Below are 23,947 nucleotides of genomic sequence, written 5' to 3'. Positions count from 1 at the left end.
ACTCCCTTTATCTCTTTAAGATGCAACGCTGATGGCGCGCCATAAACATTGCTCAATATCCTCTAAAAAATCAATCGTTGGCTCTATTTCTTCTGCAAGAATTTGTTTATGCAGCTGCACGAAGGCACCAAATACAATAGATAAAATGGTTCTGCCTGAGAGATTTGGATGAATTCCATCCTTTTTCCCTTCTTCAAAGATAAGGAAAAGCTCATGTAACAAATGCTGCATTTTCTCTTTGCTCGTCTCGTCTAAGTAATGAGACCGTTTATCAATCTCTAAGAAATACAGCCCGCTTGGATTCTCCTTTGTAAATAAAACCAAGCAATAAAATACATGCTTAAAGTACGCCCGGATACTTAACTTTGGATCTGGACTGTTTGTGTTCATTTTTTCGATAAATGCTGAGAGACTGCGCTGGTACAAAATATTGACGAGCGCCTCCTTGCTGTCGAAATAACGGTAAATGGTGCCCGCTCCGACGTTTGCTCTTTTTGAAATCATCGGCATTGTGGTGCCGTCAAAGCCTCGTTCAATAAATAGTTCCAGCGAAGCCTTCATGATCTGTTCTTGTTTATCAGTCACTGCTGGCATTTCATCCCCTCCTTATAAAAATATAGGAATGAACGTTCATTCCGCTTTCGGTATATTATATTAATATTTTAATTCCATCTATTTATACTTAAACATACTTATTTTAATCCGTCATCACATTTTCTGAAAATAATAATAATTGAGAAATGCTACCTAGTCGTATGACACCCAAAGGACTTATAAAGATTGTCAAATGTGTGTCACACAGGTGTCATCAGCACTACACATTCATTCCTGATCTATTGGAGAATGAATATGGTCGTCATATGTATCAATATATAAGTTTCCATTACTTGAACGAACAGCATAAACAATGTCCTTTAAGGACAGCTGCCTTTTTTTAAGCTCTTCTTCTATCCATTGCTCTGTTAATTGATTTTCTTGTATGTTCTTTTGGATGAGTTTCCCGTCCATGATGACTTCAATCGGCATGTAACGCTCTGCCTCCATGAATAAATGTAGGTCTTTCCGCGTGACTTTTTCAAACGAAGGGTATTTTTTCACTGACATATGCCCATCTGTTTCAATCATCGCAAATTCAACTTCGCTAATATCAAAGATGTCTTTTTCTCTCAGCTGTTGATTTAAATAATCAAGGGTATATCTCATCCCTTTCATATTTCCTTCAAGAATTTTTCCATTTTGTATGACAAGGGTTGGTTTACCAGCCATAAACCCTCTCATCTTCCGGCTTCTTAATGCAAGCAGGGAAATCACATAAATAATCATGACAAGTGACACAAAGGAAATCGTTGTGTGCTGAAGCGGGAGCGTTGTATTAAACGCCAGGTTCGCTGCAATTGAACCTAAGCTGATGGCTGCTATAAAATCAAAAATATTCATTTGCGCAATGGTTTGTTTTCCTAAAATACGTGCTCCTCCAAATAAAATTGCAAAAGCAAACATCGTCCGAAGAATGACTTCAATATGGTCAGGCATGCAAGTGTCCACCTTTCAATTGCATCAAAAAAAGCCTTTTCCTTAGAAAAGACTCTTTGTTAGACTATGCATTTATCCCACCATTATTCAATTGGGCAGTACCGCTTTGTTCAAATTGTGACCGCAGTTCAATAATTGTGCTATTCCTCACATGATCTGCTTCTTGCTCAAGAAGCCACGTATAGAACCTAGCTTGCTCCGCTGTCTGCAACGCCTGCATAAATTTTTGCGAGGAACGCTTCTCTGCAACGCGCTGCTTCATCCCGCGCATCTGCTTCCAGAATTGATAATAAGGAAGCTTGAGTTTGGTCATAAAGCCGCGAGCATCCTCAATGACATATCCCTCTTCTTTTATTGTGTCATCATGAGAGACCGCCTGATACCATTTATAAAAAGACGTCCAATCATGGAAAACAGCCACTTCCTGCTTACAGGATATTCCCAGCTGTTCACTTAATCTTTTCACTTCAGCGAATGGTGCCTTTTCATAGCTTAACTGCCGCTTCACTATATCGAGTAAAATGAGTTGATCTTGTTCATATGTGATAATATGCGGATCTTTTTCTGGCAAAATGACTTCAAACACAAGAGATACATGGTGGTCACGGACGTATGATTTGATGTAGTCAGCCTGCACATCACCGAAGGTTTTAAAAAATAGCTCTTCGACCCAGGAAGCATGCTGATTTTGTTTCACATGTGATGTATACGATTTGGACGTAAACACCAATTCATCTTCCATTTCGTTATACCCAACAGTGCCTAAGTATCCATTCGCTTTATCATATACGGCGACAGGGAATTGAAGATGGTTCACTAAATGCTGCATTCTTGTCTCCGGACGCTCATCAATGTTAAAAAATTTATTATAGCTTCTAGACACAATCTGCTTTGAAACCATATTGACAAACAAACCTCTTGCCTTCACATTCACATCATCCCACTGACGTTCACTAAAAGCCTTTTTCGTAAAATTAAAAGATGAAATATGGTGTGGAAGCTTTAATTCCTGTACGTATTCATGCTGATCTAAATGAGCTAAAAAGTCATCCAGTGAAATATCTGGCTGAACAGCAGCCGATTGTTTTTTCTCAGAGGCACTGTAGACTGGATTGTCAATTTCATGAGTCTCAATCCCGTCAGCTGTGATTTTTAACACCCTCAGCTGCCCCCCAAATTCAACCTGGCCTTCTAGGTTATAAGATCTTTCCGCTGCGTGAATAGGCAGTCTGTATAAATTGCGATGCCCGTGAATTTGGATGATATCCAGCCCAGCTGTGTTTTGAACAAATAAGTGATCAATGTCATCTGAATATTCTCCTACGCCGTGAATGAGCTGCTGTGTTGAGACATGAAGAAGCTCTTCCGGCAAATGAGCAAGTCCGCCATGGGTAACAAGAAATGTCTGATCATGGTACGTAAAATAAGTCAGCTGATGAAAGGTTCTGACAAACTTTCGTACTTCCTTCAAATCAAAGTCTGCTGCTTCAATTTCAGGCGCAGTATGCCGGTTAAACATATTGCTTCTGACTTTTTCACCATGGGCAAACCGGTATAAATGCTGATCATGATTGCCTTCAATGACAATGACATTCCGGCATTCTCTATGGGCGAGCATCCAATCTAATACTTCTTTGTTTTCTATTCCCCTATCAAGTAAATCCCCTGTAAAGATATAAAGTTCGTTTTCTTTGATGTCTCCTTGCAAATAGGTGGTAAGTGCGGTGTAACAACCGTGAATATCTCCGAAAACATGAATGGCCTCATATTGATCAAAGGATCGAGGCTGATAGGTCATCACTTGCGGATATTCCTCCGGCTGCAAAACAGTCACCCATGACGGGACCTTTTCTGTTTTTAACCGCTCGTTCATTTGATACAAAACAGATTCCCGCACCACTTTGTGAGATTCACGTGAGCGATTTTGCAAAAGAGCTGTTTCAAGGGGCACCTGCGTGAAATCGACGACATATACCCTGTAACGATACGAAGTCGCTAAAGACTTATATTGAGAAATCGATTTACTTGAAATATGTGTCGCATCAATCACAGTAAAGTCTCCGCGTTCCATACGGGCCGTGAGTAGATCGAATAATAAAGACCAAACTTTGTGGTCATGCTTGCTTGAAATGTCTAGTTTCCCATTGACTGATAGCTGCGGCGGCTGCGTTAACAGCCGGATTTGATCCGCTGATAAAGTGTAAGGCTCTAAGCCTTGTTCTTTGATCCATGTTGATTTACCTACGCCTGGGAGACCTCGTAAAAGGACTAAAGTTCTCATAATGGTTCTCCTTTAATGAGTGATATTTTACCTATTATAGATAAATTATGGATAAATCTCAATCTTTTATTGATTATGGTAATATATAGATAGAAAAGGAGGTTTTAAGCATGCCTAATGGCGAGAATATGGCATTCAACATGGGAGATCTTCTATTTCAAATGTTCTCTCTTCTATTCATTGCCTTTATTGTGACAATCATTGTCATCGCGTTTCGCATGATCAGAAGAAAACGAATGGAATTGAAAAAAATCGAGGCAAGATTAAACAAAGTGATTGAAAAAAACGATTTAAAAGAGTAAAAAATCCGGGCGTTAACCGGATTTTTTTGTTTTCATCACGATTCCTTGACGCTGCTGCATCAAAAAGAAGAAGACGCCTAAAAGAACAAGCAGACCGCCAAGCATTTGAAGCAGTGTAACTTTCTCTCCAAGCAGCCATACAGCAAGGATCGTTGCCCCAACAGGTTCACCAAGAATACTCATTGAAATGGTTGTCGCATTCACATAGGTTAAAAGCCAATTATTAATGACATGAGACATGGTGGGAATGATGGCGAGCAATAAAAAGATTCCCCACTCTTTACCCGGATAGCCTGTGAAAGGGGTTTTCTGAAGCAGATTAAATAAAATTAAAAAAAGACCGGCAAAACCAAATACACAAAAACTATAAATCCAATGAGATATTTTTCTTACAGCCTGTTGTCCTATTAACAAATAACAAACAACAGCGATCACACTCAAAAAGGATAAAATATCTCCTAAGATGGCTTCCTTGCTATGACCAATATCTCCCCAGCCTATCATGAGGGCACCAACAATCGCCGCACACATCGTCAATAGAGCAGACATTGTTGTTCGTTCACGGAAAATGAGGAATCCGCCTAATAAGGACACCATCGGCTGAAGGGCGATAATAATGGTAGAGCTTGCCACTGTCGTCAGCTTCAGTGAGCCAAACCACAACACAAAATGGAGTCCTAAAAAGAAGCCTGACATACATAAGAAAAACCAGTCTCCGCGTTTTATTGAGAGAAATTCTTTTTTTCTTGGCAGGATAAACGGCAGCATGAGAGCCGCCGCAAAGATCATTCGATACATACTTAAAATAGCAGCAGGTGCATTTGACCATTTCACAATAATTGCAGAAAACGAAATGGCAATAATTGAAATCACAAGCGGTAGTGCAATTGATTTCGTTTGAGCAGTTGTCTTCATTTCCATTAGCAGCTTCCTTTACATCAGCAGTAGATGAGCAGTTCATCTTGTATGTCGTCATCTTACTATGTCCATTCACCTAGTGGCAAGATGATTTTTTAAAACTGGCGCGAGCTTTCTGGATGAAAAAAAGCTTTCATGACGAAAGCCTTCATTCATCATCTATTAACAGATAAACGGCCTGAACTGGGCCATGAACCCCCACCACTAAATTCATTTCAATATCGGCAGAATTACTTGGACCTGATATGAAATGGATGGCGCCTTTCGCCTGCTCCCCCTCTTCTACTGAGCGATTGAGAGCCGAAACAGCCTGAATCATTCGCGGAACAATTGAGCTTTTCTCTATACACACGATATACATCATCGGTAAAAAATGCAGCGCTCTTCCTTGACCTTGGTGGGATGAAAGAACAACTGTACCTGATTCTGCAAGGGCATAATCACTGAACACAACTGCATATTTCGCTTGTTCTGCCTGCCTTAAGTTATCTTCTCTTGATGCATCTGTATTCCAGCAGGTGATGGACATTCCTTCCTGTTGCAAGCTGTCAAACATAGGGCGGAAACCATATTGTTCAAAACGTCGATCACGCGATGTCATTACAGAGCCCTCACCATATTCTGTCATCAATAATCGTAATACAGAGGGCGCTTCCTCCGGTGTTGTTTCGACCACTCTTGTGTGAATTTGCTGACATTGCTTTTTCAATTGCTCGACTAGCTCTTCTTTAGACAAACTTCCGTTTGTTTCCCACTGGACTTGATGCCTCCATTCCGGACGCTGAATTGATGCAGTTGGGGAGGAGTTTTTGCCTAATTGCTGCTGGATATGAGATAGAAACGACTCTCGGTGAGATATGGTCCCCTTCATCACTTCTCCTCCTTTTGTCTCTTTTTAAACCAATCCCTGAATCTTTCTTTACTTGGAACTGGCAGGTCACGAATATCTGTCCAATTCTTTAAAGGGCCTATTCCTTTTGAAATTTGTCCGTTTGAAGCCATACGATTCAAGAGCGCAGGGGCTGCTTTTGTTCCAAATTGATACATTCCGGGAGACGATGCCCCCATACCAAACATTTTCATCGCCATCATTTCAGCTTTAGGCGCTCTGCCCTCTTTTTCTACGATCACCTGTCTATGTTTAATCAATAACTCGTGAAGCGGAATCTTCACTGGACAAGCATCCGTGCAGGCTGCGCACAGACTTGATGCAAAGGGGAGCTCTTTATAGTCATCATAGCCGCCAAGAAGCGGCGAAAGAACAGCTCCGATTGGCCCCGGATAAATCGAACCGTACGAATGTCCGCCAACATGCCGGTAAACCGGGCATACATTGATGCAGGCTGCGCACCGGATACATTGGAGAACAGGCTGAAAGGCCGTTCCTAATATATTTGACCGCCCATTGTCCACAATGACCAAGTGAAATTCTTCTGGTCCATCTACTTCTCCTTCTCCTTTTGGTCCCACGACAGAAATATAACTAGTTAATTTTTGACCGACTGCGCTCCTGCACAAAAGACCCACAAGGACATCCAGTTCCTCCATTGTTGGAACAAGCCGCTCCATTCCCATAACGGCAATATGCGTCTTCGGTATAGCCGTGACAAGATCTGCATTCCCTTCATTTGTCACAAGGCAGATGGACCCTGTGTTGGCCACTGCAAAATTACAGCCGGTCACACCAATATCAGCTTCGAGGAATTTTTCACGCAAGATGGCTCTCACAAAACTCGTCATTTCTTCAGGTGTGTCTGACATCTCATACCCAAGCCTTTCATGAAATACTTCCCGTATTTGTTCTTTCGTCATATGAAGGGCGGGTGCCACAATATGTGAAGGCGGTTCATGGTCATCCACTTGCAGAATATATTCACCAAGATCGCTTTCGACTACCTCGCAGCCGATCTCTTCAAGCGCTTGATTCATCTCGATTTCTTCTGTGACCATTGATTTTGATTTGACGACCTTTTTGGCTGCTTTTTTCTGTGCCACGTCTTGAATATATGCTGATGCCTCTTCCTTTGTTTTCGCAAAAAAGACATGGCCTCCGCGTGCACTTACACTTTCACTTAATTGATATAAGTAATCATCAAGATGCGTCAGCGTATGCTGCCTGATTTCCTCGCCAAGCTCACGCCACTTTTCCCAATTGCCAAGTTCTTCGCTCGCAGATAGCCGCCTTTCATACAGGCGTTCCTGCGCAGAGGAAACAGCTCCTCTCATGACAGCGTCTTCTAAGCCATCCCCGATCCGTTCTTTAAAGGCCTTTTCTCCAATTTTCATACTCATGTGCCGTTCCCCCTCTTAAAGTCCGCGGCTGTTTAATACTTCTGCGATGTGCATGACCTGAATGGGTTTATCAAGACGGTTCAGCCTCCCGCCAATGTTCAGCAGACACCCGCAGTCAGCACCAATGATATATTCGGCGCCTGTCTCCTCTATGCTTTGTACTTTTTCATCAACCATCTGCTCAGAAATAGGGGTCATTTTCACTGAAAAGGTTCCTCCAAATCCGCAGCAATTTTCTGCGCGGGGCAATGGTTTCATCGTCAAATCTTTGACATTTGACAACAGTGTATAAGGCGCCTCCTTAATGCGCAGCAGTCTCGTCATATGACAAGAGGTGTGATAGGTTGCGTTTCCTTTCAGGCTCGCGCCTACATCTGTCACGTGTAATATATCAACAATAAATTCTGTTAATTCATATGTTTTTGCGGCAAGTGCCTCAGCCTTGGCCGACCACACTCGGTCTTCTCTTAAAAGATGAGGATATTCTAAAAACATCGCCTTGCACGAACCTGATGGTGTCACAACATATTCAGCTGATTCAAAGGCTTTGATCATGTTTTTCGCTGCTTTGATTGCCTCTTTTGTATAGCCGCTGTTAAAGGCTGGCTGCCCGCAGCACACTTGTGTTTCTGGAAATTCCACTTCAACACCGAGTCTTTCCAATACTTCCACTGTCGCCTTTCCTACATTTGGCTGCATCGTGTCAATTAAACAAGTAACGAATAAATGGACTTTCATCGTCGAACTTCCCTTCTATTGCTGCATTTTGATTCATCATTCTGGTCATCTGATGACTAAATAACAGACCCTAATTTCATTTTAATCCCAAATTTCTGAAATTTCAACGAAGTGATTTGTCTAAAATTTGTCCTTATGATTCGTGTGACTAAATGAAAAAACGCCCTTTTCATAGGGCGTTTTTGTTGTTTATTCTGAAATCAATTCACGGATTCTCTCTTCAATAGGTGTTAACGGCCGGCCTAGTAATGTTTCGAAATCTTGGCTTTCGATGGCTAAAGCACCATCGCGTATGCCGCTTTGAATGGCTTTGACAAATGGCACTGCTTCTTTTGGTACACCATTTGAAGCTAAAAAGTCTCCAAATGTGTCTACATCTATTTTTTCTACTTTGATTTCTTTTCCACTCACCTTACTAACAATTTGTGCAAGTTCACTATGCGTCCGAAGCGGTCCTGACAGTTCATATATCTCCTGATCATGTACGGCAAGTGTTAACGCATTTGCTGCCGCTTCTGCGTAGTCATTTCTTGTTGCCCAGCCAACCTTTCCTTCGCCAATAGGGCTTAAAAATGGTGCGCCGCTGACTGACGCCAGAATCGTATCTTTTTCGTTTTCAACATACCAGTTGTTTCTTAAAAATACATGAGGAATGCCAGAGGCCACAATGGCTTCTTCTGTTTTTGCGTGGTCATGTGCAAGGACAAGCTGACTCTCTCTTGCATTGACAACACTTGTATAAGCAATAAACCTCACATTTGCTGCTTTCGCCGCTTCAATTGCTGCTTTATGCTGCTCGACGCGGTCACCATCCGCTGTTGAAATGATCAACAGACGGTCAATGCCTTCAAATGCTGATGTCAGGGTTTCTGGCTGAGTGAAATCTCCACGGCGTACATCCACCCCAGCATCCTTCAAATGTGCTGCTTTTTGCGGATTTCGAACACTGACTGCAATTTGTTCAGCCGGTACTTTTGTGAGCAAATGCTTGACGACGAGCGTCCCAAGTTGTCCTGTTGCACCTGTTACTAATAATTTCATTTGTTTGACCTCCTCATTTTTCGTTCAACGGTGATGTGTATTCGTTATAATCAAAATGGTTACAACATAGGTGTAAAAAAAGCTCTAGTGTACGAGCTTTTTTATTCCGCCTCTGTTAATAATTGCTGAATTGTCACTTGCTTTAGGTGATTCTCAAGTGCAGCTTGTGCTTCTTTTAGTTCATGCCGCAGTCTCGTATCCATCGCTTGACCAATCGGGCATGCGATGACGGGCTGATGAAAGTTAAATAATTCTTCATCCTCGCTTACATCCACAGCACGGTACACATCTAAGAGTGTGATGTCCTCAGCCGGTCTTTTTAAATAAGCACCGCCTACTCCGCGGCGAATTTCAATGAGACCCGCCCGTTTGAGCATTGCCATCATTTTTCGAACAATGGCAGGATTTGAATTCACGCTCTCTGCAATAAAATCACCTGTACACTCTTTTGGAACACCTGCAATAAATGACACAATATGAACAGCAATCGGATACCTCCTGCTAATTTGTTTCACAATCTTTCACCACCGTTGTAATCACTATAGTTACAATGAGTGATTTTGTCAATCAATAAACGGATTTTTCTTTCGATCCCAATCTTCAAATGTCATCATCTCATGCTGTTCTGATGCATCGATTTCTAGTGGTGCGATACATTCAAGCAGATTCCCATCGGGATCAAGAAAATAAATGGCGGCATGAAATTGTGGCGGATTATCGAGAACTAAAGGCTGCTGCTCATCCGAAAAGCCAAACATAGGATGAATGTCGATCCCTTTTTCTATTAGCCATTCTTTGATCTGTCCAATACTGGATGTTTTAATTTGGAAGGCAACATGTCGAGTCGCTGGATGATATGGAATAGTGGACATATCAGCCTTCCATATGCCAAGCCAGCTCTTTCCTTTCTCAATCCATAAAAAAGCAACTCGTTCATTTTCATGAGCAAGTGTCAATTCCAATTTTTCATAAAACGCAATAGATGCCCTCAAGTCACTCACAGGTAAATGTGCTTCATACAAACCTTTCATCATCATCAAAATCACTCCTTTTCTACCTTCTATTCTGCGGGAATTGATGAGATTCTGCCTCAGCAAAACGATGTATTTTATCCCCATCATTGGTTTGAGAGAACTTGTATGTTTGATCCATTACAGATGGGGGAAGGTGTTCAAATAAAAGAAAGGAGCGTTTCTTATGCCTTGGACGATGAACGATTATCCAGCTTCATTTCAATCATTAGACAACGTCATTCGAAAAAAAGCGCTTGAGATTGCCAATAAAATGATTCAGGAAGGCTATGAGGAAAATAGAGCCATTCCAATTGCAATCAGTCAAGCGAAAGAGTGGAAAAAGAACGCAACGGAGAAAGAGGTAGAAAATTTCTCCTCTCATGGTTCTGTCAAACCTTCTGAGAACAGCAGCTCCGCAAGACCAGAGCTCATGGATCAGGCGCAGCATGTTGTGAAACACGAGGAAGGCTGGGCGGTTCAAACAGAGAAAGCGAAACGAGCAAGTGAGGTCAAAGAAACAAAACAAGAAGCAATTGACCGGGCAAAGGAGATTTCAGCTAATAAAGGAACATCCGTTGTCATTCATCGAAAAGATGGGACGATCCAGGATGTGTTAAAGCCGCAATAAGACCGCTCGTCAGCGGTCTTAGCGTGTAGACAAACCCTCGCATTCTTTGTCAGGTCTGCGCTCCGGTGCTCACGAATGTCAAATTCGTTCCACTCCGGTACTCGTCCTTCCTAGACTGCAAAGGTTTTCTATCACGCTGAATGAAAACAAAAGGCTAAAATAAAGATCATTTTAGCCTTTTGTCAACGGTCTTTTTTATGCATTCTTTTCTTTTTTGGCTGGTGTTTTTCTTTTCTTAGGTGCTGCTTTTTTCGGTTTGGCTGGTTTTGATCGGTCGATCGAAGCCTGTAGTGCGGCCATTAAATCTGTCACATTGGCTGCAGGATCTTTTTTGCCTGTCGTTTCCGGCTGAACGGTATGTTCTCCAGATATTTTATCGCCAATTAAATTCATCAGCTGTTCTCTGTATTCATCTTGATATGCCGCTGGATCGAATGTCGTGGTCAGCTGCTCGATTAAAAGGAGCGCTGTATCTAACTCTTTCTTTACAATGTTCTCCTCTTGGGGAATATTCGGTACATCTGATACTTGTCTAATTTCATCAGGGAAATGAATGGTCTCCATCAGCAAAATATGTTCATAGCACCTAACGATTGCTAATTGTTCCTTTGAGCGGATCATAATCTTTGCGACACCAATTTTCCCCGATTCCTCTAAAGCTTTTCTTAATAATGAATAAGCCTTCGCTCCGCCAGTATCCGGTGATAAGAAGTAACTTCTTTCATAATAGATGGGATCAATCTCTTCAATCTTCACAAAATCAATGATTTCTACGGCTTTTTCTTCATTTTCTTTTCGCAGTTTTTCCAGCTCTTCATCGTCCAATTCAATAAATTTATTTTTCGCATATTCATACGCCTTGACGATTTGTTCCGGCGCTACTTCTTCACCGCAATTGGCACATACTTTCTTGTAGTTAATGGGCGTGTGACACTCTTTATGCAGCTGTCTTAATTTAATGTCTTTGTTCTCTGTAGCGGTAAACAGCTTGACTGGAATATTGACCAATCCGAAACTAATGCCGCCTTTCCATACTGTATGCATCGCGCTTCCTCCGTTCTTTTCTCCTTACTATGTAATGTTTTCATCAGACTTATGTATGTGATTGAAAATTTCATCCCACTCTAAGAACACACGATATAAGGAAGTGACATGCACAATGAAACCTATGCGATTAACACCTGCACATGATATACCTGCCGGTGCAGACTGGGTATATGAATTAAAATATGATGGCTTTCGGGCTATTCTTGTATGGGAAGAAGACGAGATTCGTTTAGAAAGCAGGACCGGAAAACAGCTGAATAAGCAATTTCCTGAAGTGATGGATCAGTGCGAACAATTAAGAGACCAATTTGCTCCTTATTTACCGCTGACGCTTGACGGAGAATTGGTCTTTTTACTGAGTGAACAGCAAAGCGAGTTTGCGAAGGTTCAGCAAAGAGGCAGGCTGAAAAACAAAGAAGCCATCCAAAGACAGGCTGAACGATTTCCATGTCATTTTATTGCATTCGATCTATTAAGCTGCAAAGGGAAACCTATCGTTGATTCACCGTTGATGGAAAGAAAAAATCAGCTGCAGCAATTATTCCAAGAAGCAAAGCTCCCCTCATCAGTTCAGCTTAAGCACCCTTCCCTTTTGCAGGTCATTCATACAGATCCAGACTCTGAATACATGAAAAACGTGATGACGATGTATTTAGCAGAAGGACTAGTAGCGAAAAAAAAGATGAGTAAATGGCATGACAATACTCGTTCAAAAGAATGGCTGAAAATGAAAAACTGGCGGTATGTCTCTGTCATTGTCACCCGTTTTGACAAAGAAAATGGCTATTTCCAAGGTTCCATTTATCAAGATTCGACACTCATCGAGGTTGTCCAATTCAAGCATGGATTTTCTAATGAAGAAGAACAAACGCTGCGTACGCTATTTCAGACAAAAGGCCAGTTAACAGGAGGATCATTATACGAAATCCCCCCTTCTATCGTTGCCAGCATTGCTTGTATATCCTTTGATGGATCGGCGTTAAGAGAGCCGCGTTTTTCTTCCTTTTTACTAGATGCTGATCCAGCAGCATGTACATTTCAGCACATGCTCAAACAGCTGTATCCACTCCCTGCTGCTATAGAAGTCACTCACCCTGAGAAACCGATTGTCCCGGCTCTTCAACTAAACAAGGCAGATTACTTACTTTATTTAAGACAAGCGGCTCCCTACCTTTTGCCCTTTTTACGTGAAAGGCGTCTTACTTTAATTCGGTATCCGCACGGCACTGGAGACGAATTCTTTTATCAAAAGACGACACCTGATTATGCGCCGGATTTTGTTTTAACAGATGAAGTTGATGATATTTCTTATACGGTCTGTAATGATCCTCGTACGCTTCTTTGGCTTGGCAACCAGCTGGCGATGGAATTTCATATCCCTTTTGAAACAAGAGATACGAATCGGCCGACAGAAATCGTCTTTGATCTGGACCCGCCATCTGTAAATGAGTTTCATCTAGCCATAGAAGCTGCTAAACGAATCAAAGCGCTTTTAGACGGGCTTTTCCTCACAGCCTTTATTAAAACAAGCGGAGGTAAAGGGCTTCAAGTCTATATTCCTTTAAAGAAAAACGCCTTCACATACGAAGAAACAAGACAATTCACCGCGTTTATATGCCAATTTTTATGTGAGCAAGCACCGGATCTTTTTACTCTGGAACGTCTTAAGAAAAACCGCGGCAATCGCTTGTATTTAGACTACATTCAGCATGATGCTGGGAAAACAATCATCGCTCCATATTCCCCAAGAGGAAATGAGCTTGGACTTGTTGCGACACCGCTTGAATGGGACGAACTCTATCATGATGAGCTTCATCCTTCTCTTTTTACGATGCCGGCTGTTATAGAGCGTTTAAAGGAAAAGGGCGATCCGTTCCGCCGCATGAGGCACCTTGTGAATGATGATACTTTTAGACAAGTCTTACATCAGCTTGCACACATGTGACCATCTCATCAGATGGACATTCGCGGTCATAAAGCGTTACACTTATTCATTAGAGAGGAAGAAAGGAATGACTATTTTGACCGCACATTCATTTCGAAATACAGCTTTGGTTTTCTTATGTCTTTCCGCAGGAATTGTGGATGTGATTGGCTATTTAAGCCTAGGGCATGTGTTTACAGCCAATATGACAGGTAATATTGTGCTGCTTGGCATTGCAGCAGGAAGCTCCTTGCAGCTAACAGCCCTTCATTCTATCATTGCTCTAAGTGGGTTCGTTTTAGGGGTTTTACTTGCAGTTGTGATAGGCGGAAAGCATGAGAAAACGTTTTGGCCAAAAGCCGTTACACGCATTTTTATCATCGAATTGATGATTTTGCTTCTATTTGCTCTCATGACCGTTTTCCCTTATACACAAGGTGCTTACTTTATGCTGATCATCCTTTTAAGTATGGCTATGGGTATGCAGACAGCAGCCGCTCGTAAATTGAATGTTGCTGGCATTTCCACAACCGTTCTCACGAGTACACTTGCTAACCTATTTGAAGATGCAGCTCAGCGTATATCATACCGGGAAAAAAGAAAGGCCCCTATCCAGCTTGTAAGCTTGATGCGAATAGGCTCTATTGTCTTCTACTGCCTAGGTGCAGCTATTGCTGCATATACAGATCGTTACGATCCATTTATCATCATCTGGCTGCCTATCATCATCCTAGGGGTCATTGTGATAACTGCTGGATTGAAGCACTTTCACCAATTGAAATAGCCTATCTTTAGATGGCTATTTCAATTATTGTGCTCTTACACTAATAACTCCTCACATAAAAACCAGGAGGACGTCCCATGATGAACGTAGAACCATACGGATATCCAGAAAATGTCCCGAATCCCCCGTACCCAGGAAAACCTCCCAAGCCAGAGAACACACCAGGGCTCAAATAAGACCCGCCAAAGCCGATATGGGAACCAACCGGCCCAATATGTGCTCCTCCTCCTGTAAATCCGCCTCCATGAAAACCACCATAAACCCGTGGATACATACAATCACCTGCCTTCGAATCAGACCTTATCTCATCATATGCATGACAAATGGGGCGGTGCCCCTGCTTTTTCTTTTCCTTCTATGTACATTAGACCAATTTGATAAAATTTGAATGAAAAGTCCTGCAAAAAATTAAATTAAGCAAAGAAAAGTGACCTTTTTAACTTGTTGCTCTGCCCTATGTTTATTTAGAATAATGGAGCAGGTAATAAATTTGCACACCCCCTTTGTTGCGAATTCTTCTTATTAAACGTTCTTGCAGCGTTTAATAAGAAGAGCCTATTAAAACACAAAAAACCCTTGCTGACGATATCAACAAGGGCGAGAGATAAATGGTATTAACCACCAATGATTTTTTCTGCAACTTCGAAAGAACCTGTAACGTTTTGCGTCAGAACAGTCGCAGCGACCGCTAAACCTACAACGAATAATACTTTTAATCCTGTTTTCATCTTAAATCAACCCCATTCTTTTCATATGTAAATCCGCTTCTAAACTTTTGTTCAAGTAAAAAACAGACTGCTCATAAAGTGCTTGCTTTTCACAATATTTTGCTGCAAATTGTGATAGCTCTTTTACTTCATGATATTCATTCTTCTCTTCTAACTTTCTTAATTTCTCATCAATTTGCTGAAATCTTTGCGGTGCATGCGTTAAGTAAAGATCATGTACGATGCCTATTTTTAGCTGAAACACTTCATGAGAAGCATCTTTCATTCTGGCATATGCAGCCTCTATATATTGGCTTGCACGCTGCTTTTCACCAATCACACAGAGTTCTCGGCTGATCAGATACGTAGAATGGAAAAAGAAATCTGAATCATAATACTCTTGATGAGACAGTGCTTTTTCAAGATGACGTATCGATTCCTTCGGTTTATTCCAAAATGAATATAAAATGGCCACATTGTGATGAAGCTGAGCCAGCATAAAATCATCCTGCTCGCTTGTCAAAACTTTTTCTGCCAGACGATAATTCTCAAGCGCCTCTTCATACCGGCCGATCTCTGTTAGATTCGCTGCTATAAGAGAGTATGAAAGGGCCGTTCTTCTTTCATATTGCTTGTGCCGCTTATAGACGTGGAGCGCTCTGCGGATATAGCTTAGTGAGAGCATAATATGACTGAGCCGGTAATAAAGCCATGCCACTTTAAAATCGAAATCAGCACGTTCGATCTCACTTGGAATTTTATCTAAGAGCTTTTCAGCACTTTGATACATCTGCAATGCAACCTCATAATTACCTTGATGCTGCTCATACACACCCTCATAAAAATCAAAATAATAGGCAAGACGGTTAGACAGGTCATCTTCTTTTTTTCCATAATGACCCTCTATGCTTTTCGTTGAAACATTGCCCTTTTGCCCTCTTAAATTGTACATCAGAATGTGATGCCTCTTCTCAAGAAGAGAATAGTATATGAGGATATCCGCATCGTCAATTTCCTCTACCGCTTGTTTCGCTTTGGCAAATAACCGTTCTGCCTCATCTGCATGATCTTTTTTGATTTCCATGTTCCAGTCATTTAATAGTGATGCCAATTCCGCAACAGGAACTTTGCTCATTCTACACCCCCAATCACCTTCAGCTAAAACACATGAATTCACTAAATATGGAACTTCTATTAGCAATTGCTAATTAGTCCATTTGACATCATTTTAATATGAATCACTTGAATCTTCAACAACCGTTTCCATTGAAAGTGCGTTTCTTTCTCCTAGTCAACGATATTTGCGAAAAAATTCCGCCTTTTTTTAAAATAAACATCTCGAGATGAAATGAAAAAAGCCCAATGTCGAGGTTTTCTAATCTTATGATGGTTCATAGCAGCTTTTCATTTATCCAATTTCTTTATATAATATGATCAATCACTTACACGCCTCAGTAGCTCTAGAAGGGAAGAGCGCCGTAAAACAAATTGTAGCTGGCGGGTCGCAAGGCAAGGGTTTCAGAAGCACCGAAAAGCACATGAGCTGAGACAGGTGAAATTCCTGTCGGTGAAATTCCGTAGGGAAGCGTGTTGCCCCTAGCCTATGCTTACGAAAGGAGTGCGGGTTCGAATCCCGTCTGAGGCTTATGAGGTAGATGGATTGGGAGGATAAAATATCATGCATGTGTTTGAAGAATATATCAGCAAAATCGGTAACCCAGAGCTGAAGCAGCGCACTCAAGACATCTTACAATGGATAGAAGACACATTCCCTCAATTAGAGCCAAGAATTGCTTGGAATCAGCCCATGTTCACAGATCACGGCACATTTATTATTGGGTTTAGCGTGGCAAAACATCACATTTCTGTCGCACCAGAAGCAAAAGGAATTGATCAATTTTCAGCTGACATTGTACAAGCTGGGTACGATCATGGGAAAAATCTGTTTCGCATGAAAGAAAGCTTGCAAGTTGATTATCCTCTCCTAAAAAAAATCATCGAATTTAATATCGAAGACAAAGCGGATTGTTCAACGTTTTGGCGAAAATAAAAAGCACCCCGATCTGAGCCATAAACAGATCGGGGTATTTTGCTGCAACAATGTTATTTTGTTCTCTTCCCTACCAATTTTTGTTCAAGCCATTCATAGCATGACAAAAGGGCATCAACGCTCTTTTGGCATAGCGGCACATATACAACGGCGGCGGCTGTTAAACACGCTATAGCAGCTCCTGCCAAGACATCAAATGGATAATGAACACCTACCCAAATCCTTGAAAAACCAACAGCACACGCAATGATCAGCCAATACATATGGCGTTTGTGAAACAGCCAAAAGATCACGCAAATCGAAAAAATAAAGATGGTATGATCACTTGGAAACGAGTTATTCACTTCCTTTTGAATCAAAAGATTGACGTGGCTCATTTCTGCAAAGGGCTGCTGATTGAAATAAAGGAGCCCTGCGATTTTCCAAAGTAACTCTGCCAATATGAAGGTCACTCCGGCAGATACGACCATCGCCCTATTGTACCTGCTGCGATTTTGAAACCATACGAACAGACACACGAGCGCTGCCAGCAGCACTGTATATTCAGCTAGTCCAATAAATATTGGATTCAAGTAACCATGATCGATACTGAGCTCATTCACCCGCCTAAATAAATCTTCATTAAGTCCCCGCATCTCATTTCATCCCTTTTTACTTGATTTATGATAAAGATAATTGAAATGAGATGTCTGCCTCCATCGATCGAACGAACAAACCATGGAATCATATGACATGTTTGTCACTTTGCTGTCACCTGAACATCGTGTACTAACTAAAAACTCATCAAAGGCTATTAAATCATAGAAACAAAACTGCTATAATAGAACATATGTTTACATTTTATCAAAAAGGGGTTACTGCATATGATCAAAACGGTAGACGGCAATATATTAGAGGCAAGCGAAGACATCATTTGTCACCAAGTGAACTGTAAAGGAGTCATGGGCGCTGGATTAGCGAAACAAATCAAAAGCAAATATCCGAATGTGTTCAAAGATTATAAACAGTTATGTACAGAACAAGGAGATGACTTGTTAAGCTCCGTTCAACTTATCACAACAAAAGACGGAAAAACAATTGCCAACTTATTTGCCCAAGCTGGATACGGAAGAACAAGAAAGCAAACAGACTACGATGCCTTACGCAGCTGCTTTCAACACCTAAAGGATACAGTGACACAATCACCTGAAGAGAAAAACCAAACGTCCATCGCCATTCCATACGGGATCGGCTGCGGATTGGCTGGCGGCGATTGGACGGTTGTGGAAGAGATGATTGAAGAGGTACTGGGTGATTGTGAGGTGACGATTTATCGGTTTAAATAATGGAAATGAGGCTTTTATGAAACATATATGACAAATACCCTCCTTTATTCGGAGGGTATTGTGCGTTAGTTATCGTCTTTATTTTTTATATAATTTAATACGGCTTCTTTATCTTCTTCATCGTCGGGTAAAAATCCGAACGTTTCATATTCCCAAACTGCTATTCTCTGTATATTGTCAATACCTAAAGAAAATACATCATCGTAACCAAAATCTGTTGACATTTTTCCTGAATAAGTCAATTTCATTTTTACAGTTGTCCATTTATCTGATTGTTCTTTAGTATACTCTTCCCTCAACTGTCTTAGCTTTCTTTGTAAGTTAATCAACAGGCTATCATATATGTCTTCACTAACCTGATATTGATCTGGGATATTGTGTGAATAAAAATATTCCTCTTTATTAGGAACCGTAAAATAAAAGAGAGCAGATGCAGAGTCATCTAACATTTCTGCATACATCCAAATTGTATCCCACTCCACTGGAATCATTTCATTTAAATTTCTGGCTATTTCTCTATATAAGCTTTCCATCTCTTTTGTTTCCATTTGTTCATCCTCCTGGTCTGTTATATATTGTGTCTGTATAAACTCTTCCGTCTATCTTGTATTTGACTAGGAATTCAGATGGTCTTAACGAATCGGATTCATAAAATGCTTTTATTGAAACAGTCACAGTTTTAGGTGGATCGGTTTTCAAAGCTTTCAACCACCGTTGCTCCATCTCATACCATTTCCCGCCACTTCTATTAATCTGTGAACTCATCGGAACAAGGTTATCAATATCCCCAGACCCTTTAAAAATAGAGGCAATCAAGTGACCTCCGTCATCTTTTGATAATCGATCCGGCTTTCCTGAATTGGATTGGGCATATTGGTTTCTTTTGACCTCTCCGTATTTTAAATCACTTGCTTCGACTTTGACAATTCTTCCGTAGTGATCGGTTGTGTAGGTGTAGCCTTGCTTTGTTGAATAAACGACATTCGGTTTTAATACTTTCTTCCGTTTCCATCTCACATAGTGATCTCCGTAGCTAACAACGGTTGGTGGTGATTTTGGTGCTGGTAAGCGTCTGCCTGTCTTAGAGATGCCGTATCCTGAATTGTTGTCTAGACGCTTCGCCATAGAGAGGAGTTTATTTTTGAGATTTTCTCCGTCAAACACGTTATACGGCAGCTTCGGGCCGCCAGCCATTTGAAACTTTGGTGAGTATGGCAATAGATTCGGAATAGAGACTCTGTCTAATGATTTTGCTCCTTGTTCAAGTCCTTTCTTCACCGTTGTTTTGGCCGCTGTTGTCCCCGTTTTTGTGATGGCACCTGCCCCTTTAGAACCAAAGACGATTTCTGCTAGAGAGCCAGTCGCATAGGCGAACCAGTGTGATCGAGAATATGCATCACCATCGATGACTTCTTTTTGGAATGAGTCTGAAATCGACTTTCCAATCGCTTTCGACGTTTCAATTGGATGAGAAACAGCCGTTACGACCGATTCAACGGCACCACCAGGGTCTGTCACAAGATCATATATTCCGGTCACTGTATCTTTGGCCACATCATATAGACCAACTGCTGCACCTTTTACAACATCAACGAACCCCTCTGATGCTTCTTCCTGCGCTTTGATCTGGAGAAGCTGGCTGTAATACATTTTTTGATCGTAAGAAAGGTTTTCATATCCAATTTCGTCTACAATCTCAAAGTATTTTTCCTCTGATATACACGAAGGATCGTTGAGTTTTTCTTTCAATTCTTTGATTCTTCGTTTCTCTTTTTCTTCTTTTTTCACCTTTAAATATGCTTTCACCTGTGCATCGATTTTATCATGATTCTTGTACACATCTGTCTCATGAAATGCTTTTGAATCGTAATACATGGGCTGCGCATTTTTCCCTTTTCCTGTAGCAGCCATCATTTTTGCATAAAAGGTTGCAAGATGTTTCTCAATCGCTTCTGATTTTTCGTACTCTGTTTTTAGGGTATGATCTAATTTATGTACAGCATCAATTGCCTCTTTTCTATTTTTATTCGCATCATCTAAATGTTCATTGACCTCTTTACTTGAAAATACATTCAGTTCTATGAGATCACTAATGTCATCAAAAATAGTGGATAGGGCTTCTTTTTGTTCCTTGACCATATCTTTATTATTCTGAATCCCTTGTTTCAGTTGAACGTCTAAGAAATGCTCATCAATAAATGTACTTCCGCCTAACGATTCATCATCAAGCTTTCCTTTTACCCCATCTAAAAACGCTTTTTGCATATCAATAAAGTCAAGATAAGTGTCCGTGTAAAGCGCAAGATCCTCATAAAAGGCTTTGATATTGTCTGCACCTTTTCCAGTAAATTCTTCACCTAATCCCGACACACTTTTTAATGCTTTTTTCACATGCTGCATTTCGTCTCGAAGCTCCTGATAGGCTTTTGACCTTTGTTCGACAGCTGACAGTAAAGATGGAGCATCTAATATTTTCATATAAAAAAGACTCCTTTTATGGCGTATTCTTTTACTAGAATACCATAAGGAGTCTTACACTTTAATCCACTTTATCGTTTTTTAACCAATTATCCTCCAGAGCTCCCTCTTGATGCGACGGTTTGGACATCATCATGTTGAGGTTGAATGAAACCATTTGTAAAGAAAAGTGTACCTAATGCTACCACAGCTATTGATAATGGAATAAAAAAAGACTTTTTCATTTAATTCACTCCTTTTCCTACAAATTGACTTGCATGTAAGGCTCTTTTATAGTATTTCAATGATTGTTGCAACAAGCCTTTTTCCTCTAAATATTTCGCCACATCAACCAAGATTTCCTCTAAATCAACCCATACTCTTCTTTCTTCAAGCTCTGCACACAAATTACTGATATTGGCTTGTTGAGTTTCATTTGTTTCATATAATAGTTCTTTTAACAATTTAAATTTAATTTGAAAAATGTGATGGTTCACTTGCTCCGACAAAGAAATGCCTAGATCAACCCATTCAATCACTTCATTGCTTTGATTTGATACTTCTATTCTGGCTAGTTCATATAAACATCTCATTTTTAATAGCATTTGTTTCTCAATTTCTTCATAACTCAGTGTGCATCTAAAAAATGCAGATGCTTTCTCAGCATTCTCTCTTTTGCTTTCCAAAAAACCCATGCTGTAATAGAGATGAATAATTAAATGATTATCATTGATACTTCGGATCATGTTCTCTGCTTCGTTAAAAAGTTCACTTGCTTTCTCATATTCAAATTGATCAATTAAGTTCAGCGCATGCAGCATTCTACAGTTAATTTGTCTTTTGATATATGATTCATGTGCATTAAATGTGTCACAAGCAATTTGAGCATGATATTTAGATAAGAAAGTCATTTTCAAATCATAAAATAGAACAGCTAATTTATAATGAAATTCTGCTTTTTCTATTTCATCATCAACATAGGCCAACTTCTTTTCAGCTATTCTGAAATAACTTAGCGCCTTATCATAATCTTGTAAGTAGTCATGATAGATCCCATTATAGAAATAGAAGTAATAGGACATGAGTTTGTTTGTCTTCTCTTCTTTTTCGTCTGGTGCATTCCTCTCAAAGAATGGCTTATCTAAGTTTTTGCTAATATTCTGAAGTTTCAGCTTAAGTCTAAAGCTTAATAGTTGATAATACAAAAGAATATCTTGATTTTCTTCCATTTGTTCGATTGCCTTGTCTATGTCATCTTGCATTTCAATAGCTGCCGACAAATCCCCTTTTTGTATGGCAAGATTCCAAGTGTTTAACATGTTTCCTACCTCCTGAGAGGCAATTAATTCTGTCATCCCTTTACCCCCTTCAAAACAAATCCCTTGTATATTCTAACACGTGATTTACAACATATGTAAAGTGAGTCTACTCATAATAGAAATTTTCGGTATCCCGCAAATATGATAATAATTGAATGGTGTGAAATTAAAAGAGTTGGTTATAAGAGAGGAGCTGCCTACTTATTTCTTTTAGAATGACCGCCTTCATGTTTTAAAATTGATATAAAAAAGACCTGACTGAGTTTCAGCCAGGTTCATGAAGGGGTCAATCATATTCTTATCATAATGAAATCAAAGTAGATAATTAAACATTTGTTCTCAACTACAAAAAGCTCAGCCCCCTTATTTTATTTGCCGATTGGTTTAATCGTACATCTAAAATTAGACCTACATATAGATAGAGATTCAAAGTTTCACAATCCTATTAACGGAAAAAGAGGCGTGGAATTCGGCATAAATTAACAGATATTTATAGAAAAAAATACAAAATTTAAATTCATCAGCTTTTTCACTTTTTCTTCTTTAGCCATTTCCGATAATTTCTCTAGAAAGGACAACTTAAGATCGTTCTACTAAGATAGAAATTCTGTTTCAATCGCAATATTTTCTCCGAGATTCACTAGTAGTGGGTTATCATTTTTTTCTAAAAATTTAACAATTTGATCCAGAATCTCACTAATTTTTTCGTTAATCGGCATATTTTGATTTAATAAGAAAATGCAGAGAATCGTATCAGCTACTTGATAAAGCGCATCTTCATCTTTTGTTTTTTCAATATGATATTGCATCTTTTTAAAAAACCATTCAATTTCGTTCAAATCAACCATTGGGTAATATTGAATTTTATGCAGATTACCTTCATCAAGGACGTCCAATTCAAATATAGCTTCAAGTTCTTCTTTACTTAAATGATCTTCAGGAATTTCATATTCACCCTCTGCTGCTTCCTCATCAACAGTATACTCAGCTGTATAAAGCCCCTGAATGAATTCATCAAAGGAATCTGCTAATTTAAAGTCTTCTTCCATCTCAACATCAAAATAATGAATTGGAGGATTCTTTTTCGTTTTTCGATAATCCATCGCTACCCAAGTATGGCCATCCCCGCTAATTAGAACAAGCCCTTCTGACAACTCCCACTCTTTTATTAAATAGGCACTATCCATAATTCCTTCATCTTCAGCAATTCCCAGCAAGTGATTAAATTGAATGTGATCCTCAGCCCATGAATTAGAGTGATTGGTTGGAAAAGCATTATGAAATATATAACCACCATTTTGTTCTAATATGAGCTTTTTATATGTATCTGGCAAAGTGACTCCAAGTTTCTTTTCAGCCTTAGATATTTCTGATTCGTTGATCTTTTTTAACGTATAGTAACCTTCCTCGTCTATTTCCCAAAATGGTTTCAAGGTGAATACCTCCTAGTACAATATGCACATAAGTATACCATCCAGATGATTATTTTTAACAATTTAGTCAAAATAAAAGAATTAATTAGTTATTCACGCTGTCTATTTTTGTCGAAACAATAGTAAAAAGAAGGTACTTCATCTAAAATTTCCTT

General features: G+C 40.0%; 24 protein-coding genes. 6 read left to right on the top strand and 18 right to left on the bottom strand.

Translation table 11 applies throughout. The annotated features are described in order from the left end of the window. Positions 1 to 15: 15 nt before the first annotated feature. The 3 genes from NSS80_RS08865 to NSS80_RS08855 form a co-directional block, all read right to left on the bottom strand. Entirely contained in the window at positions 16 to 594 is a 579-nt protein-coding gene (locus tag NSS80_RS08865) for a TetR/AcrR family transcriptional regulator (RefSeq protein ID WP_034283407.1), read from the bottom strand. A gap of 228 nt (positions 595 to 822) precedes the next feature. Next, positions 823 to 1,533 (bottom strand): DUF421 domain-containing protein, encoded by a 711-nt coding sequence (locus NSS80_RS08860; protein ID WP_041117513.1) that lies wholly within the window; start codon positions 1,531 to 1,533, stop codon positions 823 to 825. 64 nt (positions 1,534 to 1,597) lie between these two features. Continuing rightward, positions 1,598 to 3,814 carry an RNA ligase gene (locus tag NSS80_RS08855; protein ID WP_252050460.1) on the bottom strand — a complete coding sequence of 739 codons (2,217 nt, stop codon included), beginning with the start codon at positions 3,812 to 3,814 and terminating at the stop codon, positions 1,598 to 1,600. A gap of 110 nt (positions 3,815 to 3,924) precedes the next feature. On the opposite strand from NSS80_RS08855, the gene NSS80_RS08850 reads away from it, so the two are divergent. After that, positions 3,925 to 4,116 carry a hypothetical protein gene (locus NSS80_RS08850; protein WP_041117509.1) on the top strand — a complete coding sequence of 64 codons (192 nt, stop codon included), beginning with the start codon at positions 3,925 to 3,927 and terminating at the stop codon, positions 4,114 to 4,116. A 12-nt stretch (positions 4,117 to 4,128) separates the two neighbouring features. Here the strand turns inward: NSS80_RS08850 and NSS80_RS08845 are convergent, their stop codons facing one another. The 7 genes from NSS80_RS08845 to NSS80_RS08815 all read right to left on the bottom strand — a co-directional run bounded on the left by NSS80_RS08845 (position 4,129) and on the right by NSS80_RS08815 (position 10,142). Next, positions 4,129 to 5,037: a DMT family transporter gene (locus NSS80_RS08845; protein ID WP_041117508.1), complete on the bottom strand. Its 909-nt coding sequence runs from the start codon at positions 5,035 to 5,037 to the stop codon at positions 4,129 to 4,131. A gap of 145 nt (positions 5,038 to 5,182) precedes the next feature. After that, positions 5,183 to 5,905: a lactate utilization protein C gene (locus NSS80_RS08840; RefSeq protein WP_041117505.1), complete on the bottom strand. Its 723-nt coding sequence runs from the start codon at positions 5,903 to 5,905 to the stop codon at positions 5,183 to 5,185. Then, positions 5,905 to 7,326, bottom strand: coding sequence for a LutB/LldF family L-lactate oxidation iron-sulfur protein (locus NSS80_RS08835; protein ID WP_041117503.1), 1,422 nt, complete (start codon positions 7,324 to 7,326; stop codon positions 5,905 to 5,907). The genes NSS80_RS08840 and NSS80_RS08835 overlap by 1 nt, the downstream gene beginning before the upstream one ends. A 15-nt stretch (positions 7,327 to 7,341) precedes the next feature. After that, positions 7,342 to 8,064, bottom strand: coding sequence for a (Fe-S)-binding protein (locus NSS80_RS08830; RefSeq protein ID WP_041117501.1), 723 nt, complete (start codon positions 8,062 to 8,064; stop codon positions 7,342 to 7,344). 189 nt (positions 8,065 to 8,253) lie between these two features. After that, the gene (locus tag NSS80_RS08825; protein ID WP_041117500.1) at positions 8,254 to 9,105 is read right to left on the bottom strand and encodes an SDR family oxidoreductase; all 852 of its coding nucleotides are present in this window, start codon (positions 9,103 to 9,105) and stop codon (positions 8,254 to 8,256) included. A gap of 101 nt (positions 9,106 to 9,206) precedes the next feature. Next, positions 9,207 to 9,620, bottom strand: a complete 414-nt coding sequence (locus tag NSS80_RS08820) for an Rrf2 family transcriptional regulator (RefSeq protein WP_041117498.1) — start codon at positions 9,618 to 9,620, stop codon at positions 9,207 to 9,209. A gap of 48 nt (positions 9,621 to 9,668) precedes the next feature. Next, complete coding sequence (locus NSS80_RS08815; protein ID WP_052470350.1) at positions 9,669 to 10,142, bottom strand: VOC family protein; 474 nt, start codon at positions 10,140 to 10,142, stop codon at positions 9,669 to 9,671. 160 nt (positions 10,143 to 10,302) lie between these two features. Between NSS80_RS08815 and NSS80_RS08810 the strand changes: the two genes are divergently transcribed. Further along, a complete protein-coding gene (locus tag NSS80_RS08810) occupies positions 10,303 to 10,746 on the top strand; it encodes a DUF2188 domain-containing protein (protein WP_041117496.1) in 444 nt (147 codons plus the stop codon). 195 nt (positions 10,747 to 10,941) lie between these two features. Here NSS80_RS08810 and NSS80_RS08805 read toward each other — a convergent pair whose 3' ends face one another. Next, positions 10,942 to 11,790, bottom strand: a complete 849-nt coding sequence (locus NSS80_RS08805) for a Ku protein (RefSeq protein ID WP_041117494.1) — start codon at positions 11,788 to 11,790, stop codon at positions 10,942 to 10,944. A 115-nt stretch (positions 11,791 to 11,905) separates the two neighbouring features. Here NSS80_RS08805 and NSS80_RS08800 point away from each other — a divergent pair, with 115 nt between their 5' ends. Both NSS80_RS08800 and NSS80_RS08795 read left to right on the top strand, forming a co-directional pair. After that, entirely contained in the window at positions 11,906 to 13,738 is a 1,833-nt protein-coding gene (locus NSS80_RS08800; RefSeq protein WP_041117492.1) for a DNA ligase D, read from the top strand. Between the two features lie 67 nt (positions 13,739 to 13,805). Beyond that, a complete protein-coding gene (locus tag NSS80_RS08795) occupies positions 13,806 to 14,501 on the top strand; it encodes a YoaK family protein (protein WP_041117490.1) in 696 nt (231 codons plus the stop codon). 729 nt (positions 14,502 to 15,230) lie between these two features. Here the strand turns inward: NSS80_RS08795 and NSS80_RS08790 are convergent. After that, a complete protein-coding gene (locus NSS80_RS08790) occupies positions 15,231 to 16,343 on the bottom strand; it encodes a tetratricopeptide repeat protein (RefSeq protein ID WP_034283371.1) in 1,113 nt (370 codons plus the stop codon). Positions 16,344 to 16,886: 543 nt separating this feature from the next. Here NSS80_RS08790 and NSS80_RS08785 point away from each other — a divergent pair. Further along, positions 16,887 to 17,258 (top strand): iron chaperone, encoded by a 372-nt coding sequence (locus NSS80_RS08785; RefSeq protein WP_041117486.1) that lies wholly within the window; start codon positions 16,887 to 16,889, stop codon positions 17,256 to 17,258. Between the two features lie 53 nt (positions 17,259 to 17,311). Here the strand turns inward: NSS80_RS08785 and NSS80_RS08780 are convergent, their stop codons facing one another. After that, positions 17,312 to 17,893: an undecaprenyl-diphosphatase gene (locus NSS80_RS08780; RefSeq protein ID WP_041117484.1), complete on the bottom strand. Its 582-nt coding sequence runs from the start codon at positions 17,891 to 17,893 to the stop codon at positions 17,312 to 17,314. Positions 17,894 to 18,121: 228 nt separating this feature from the next. On the opposite strand from NSS80_RS08780, the gene NSS80_RS08775 reads away from it, so the two are divergent. After that, complete coding sequence (locus NSS80_RS08775; protein ID WP_041117482.1) at positions 18,122 to 18,583, top strand: macro domain-containing protein; 462 nt, start codon at positions 18,122 to 18,124, stop codon at positions 18,581 to 18,583. A gap of 65 nt (positions 18,584 to 18,648) precedes the next feature. On the opposite strand, the gene NSS80_RS08770 is transcribed toward NSS80_RS08775, so the two are convergent. From NSS80_RS08770 to NSS80_RS08750, 5 genes are all read right to left on the bottom strand, one after another. Beyond that, positions 18,649 to 19,131 (bottom strand): immunity protein YezG family protein, encoded by a 483-nt coding sequence (locus NSS80_RS08770; protein WP_034283363.1) that lies wholly within the window; start codon positions 19,129 to 19,131, stop codon positions 18,649 to 18,651. A 4-nt stretch (positions 19,132 to 19,135) separates the two neighbouring features. Further along, on the bottom strand, positions 19,136 to 21,061 hold the full coding sequence (locus NSS80_RS08765; protein ID WP_317222032.1) for a T7SS effector LXG polymorphic toxin: 1,926 nt from the start codon (positions 21,059 to 21,061) through the stop codon (positions 19,136 to 19,138). Positions 21,062 to 21,150: 89 nt separating this feature from the next. Beyond that, positions 21,151 to 21,285, bottom strand: a complete 135-nt coding sequence (locus NSS80_RS08760; protein WP_254966822.1) for a hypothetical protein — start codon at positions 21,283 to 21,285, stop codon at positions 21,151 to 21,153. Next, positions 21,286 to 22,395, bottom strand: coding sequence for a hypothetical protein (locus tag NSS80_RS08755; protein WP_252050453.1), 1,110 nt, complete (start codon positions 22,393 to 22,395; stop codon positions 21,286 to 21,288). A 557-nt stretch (positions 22,396 to 22,952) separates the two neighbouring features. Then, positions 22,953 to 23,792: an SMI1/KNR4 family protein gene (locus NSS80_RS08750; protein WP_252050452.1), complete on the bottom strand. Its 840-nt coding sequence runs from the start codon at positions 23,790 to 23,792 to the stop codon at positions 22,953 to 22,955. Positions 23,793 to 23,947: the final 155 nt, after the last annotated feature.

Origin of the sequence: Bacillus sp. FSL M8-0350 (assembly GCF_038593345.1) — a bacterium.
Lineage (GTDB): Bacteria > Bacillota > Bacilli > Bacillales > Bacillaceae > Bacillus > Bacillus safensis.
The sequence above is the reverse complement of the archived record's forward strand: the minus strand, read 5'-3'. Positions and strand labels throughout refer to the sequence as shown.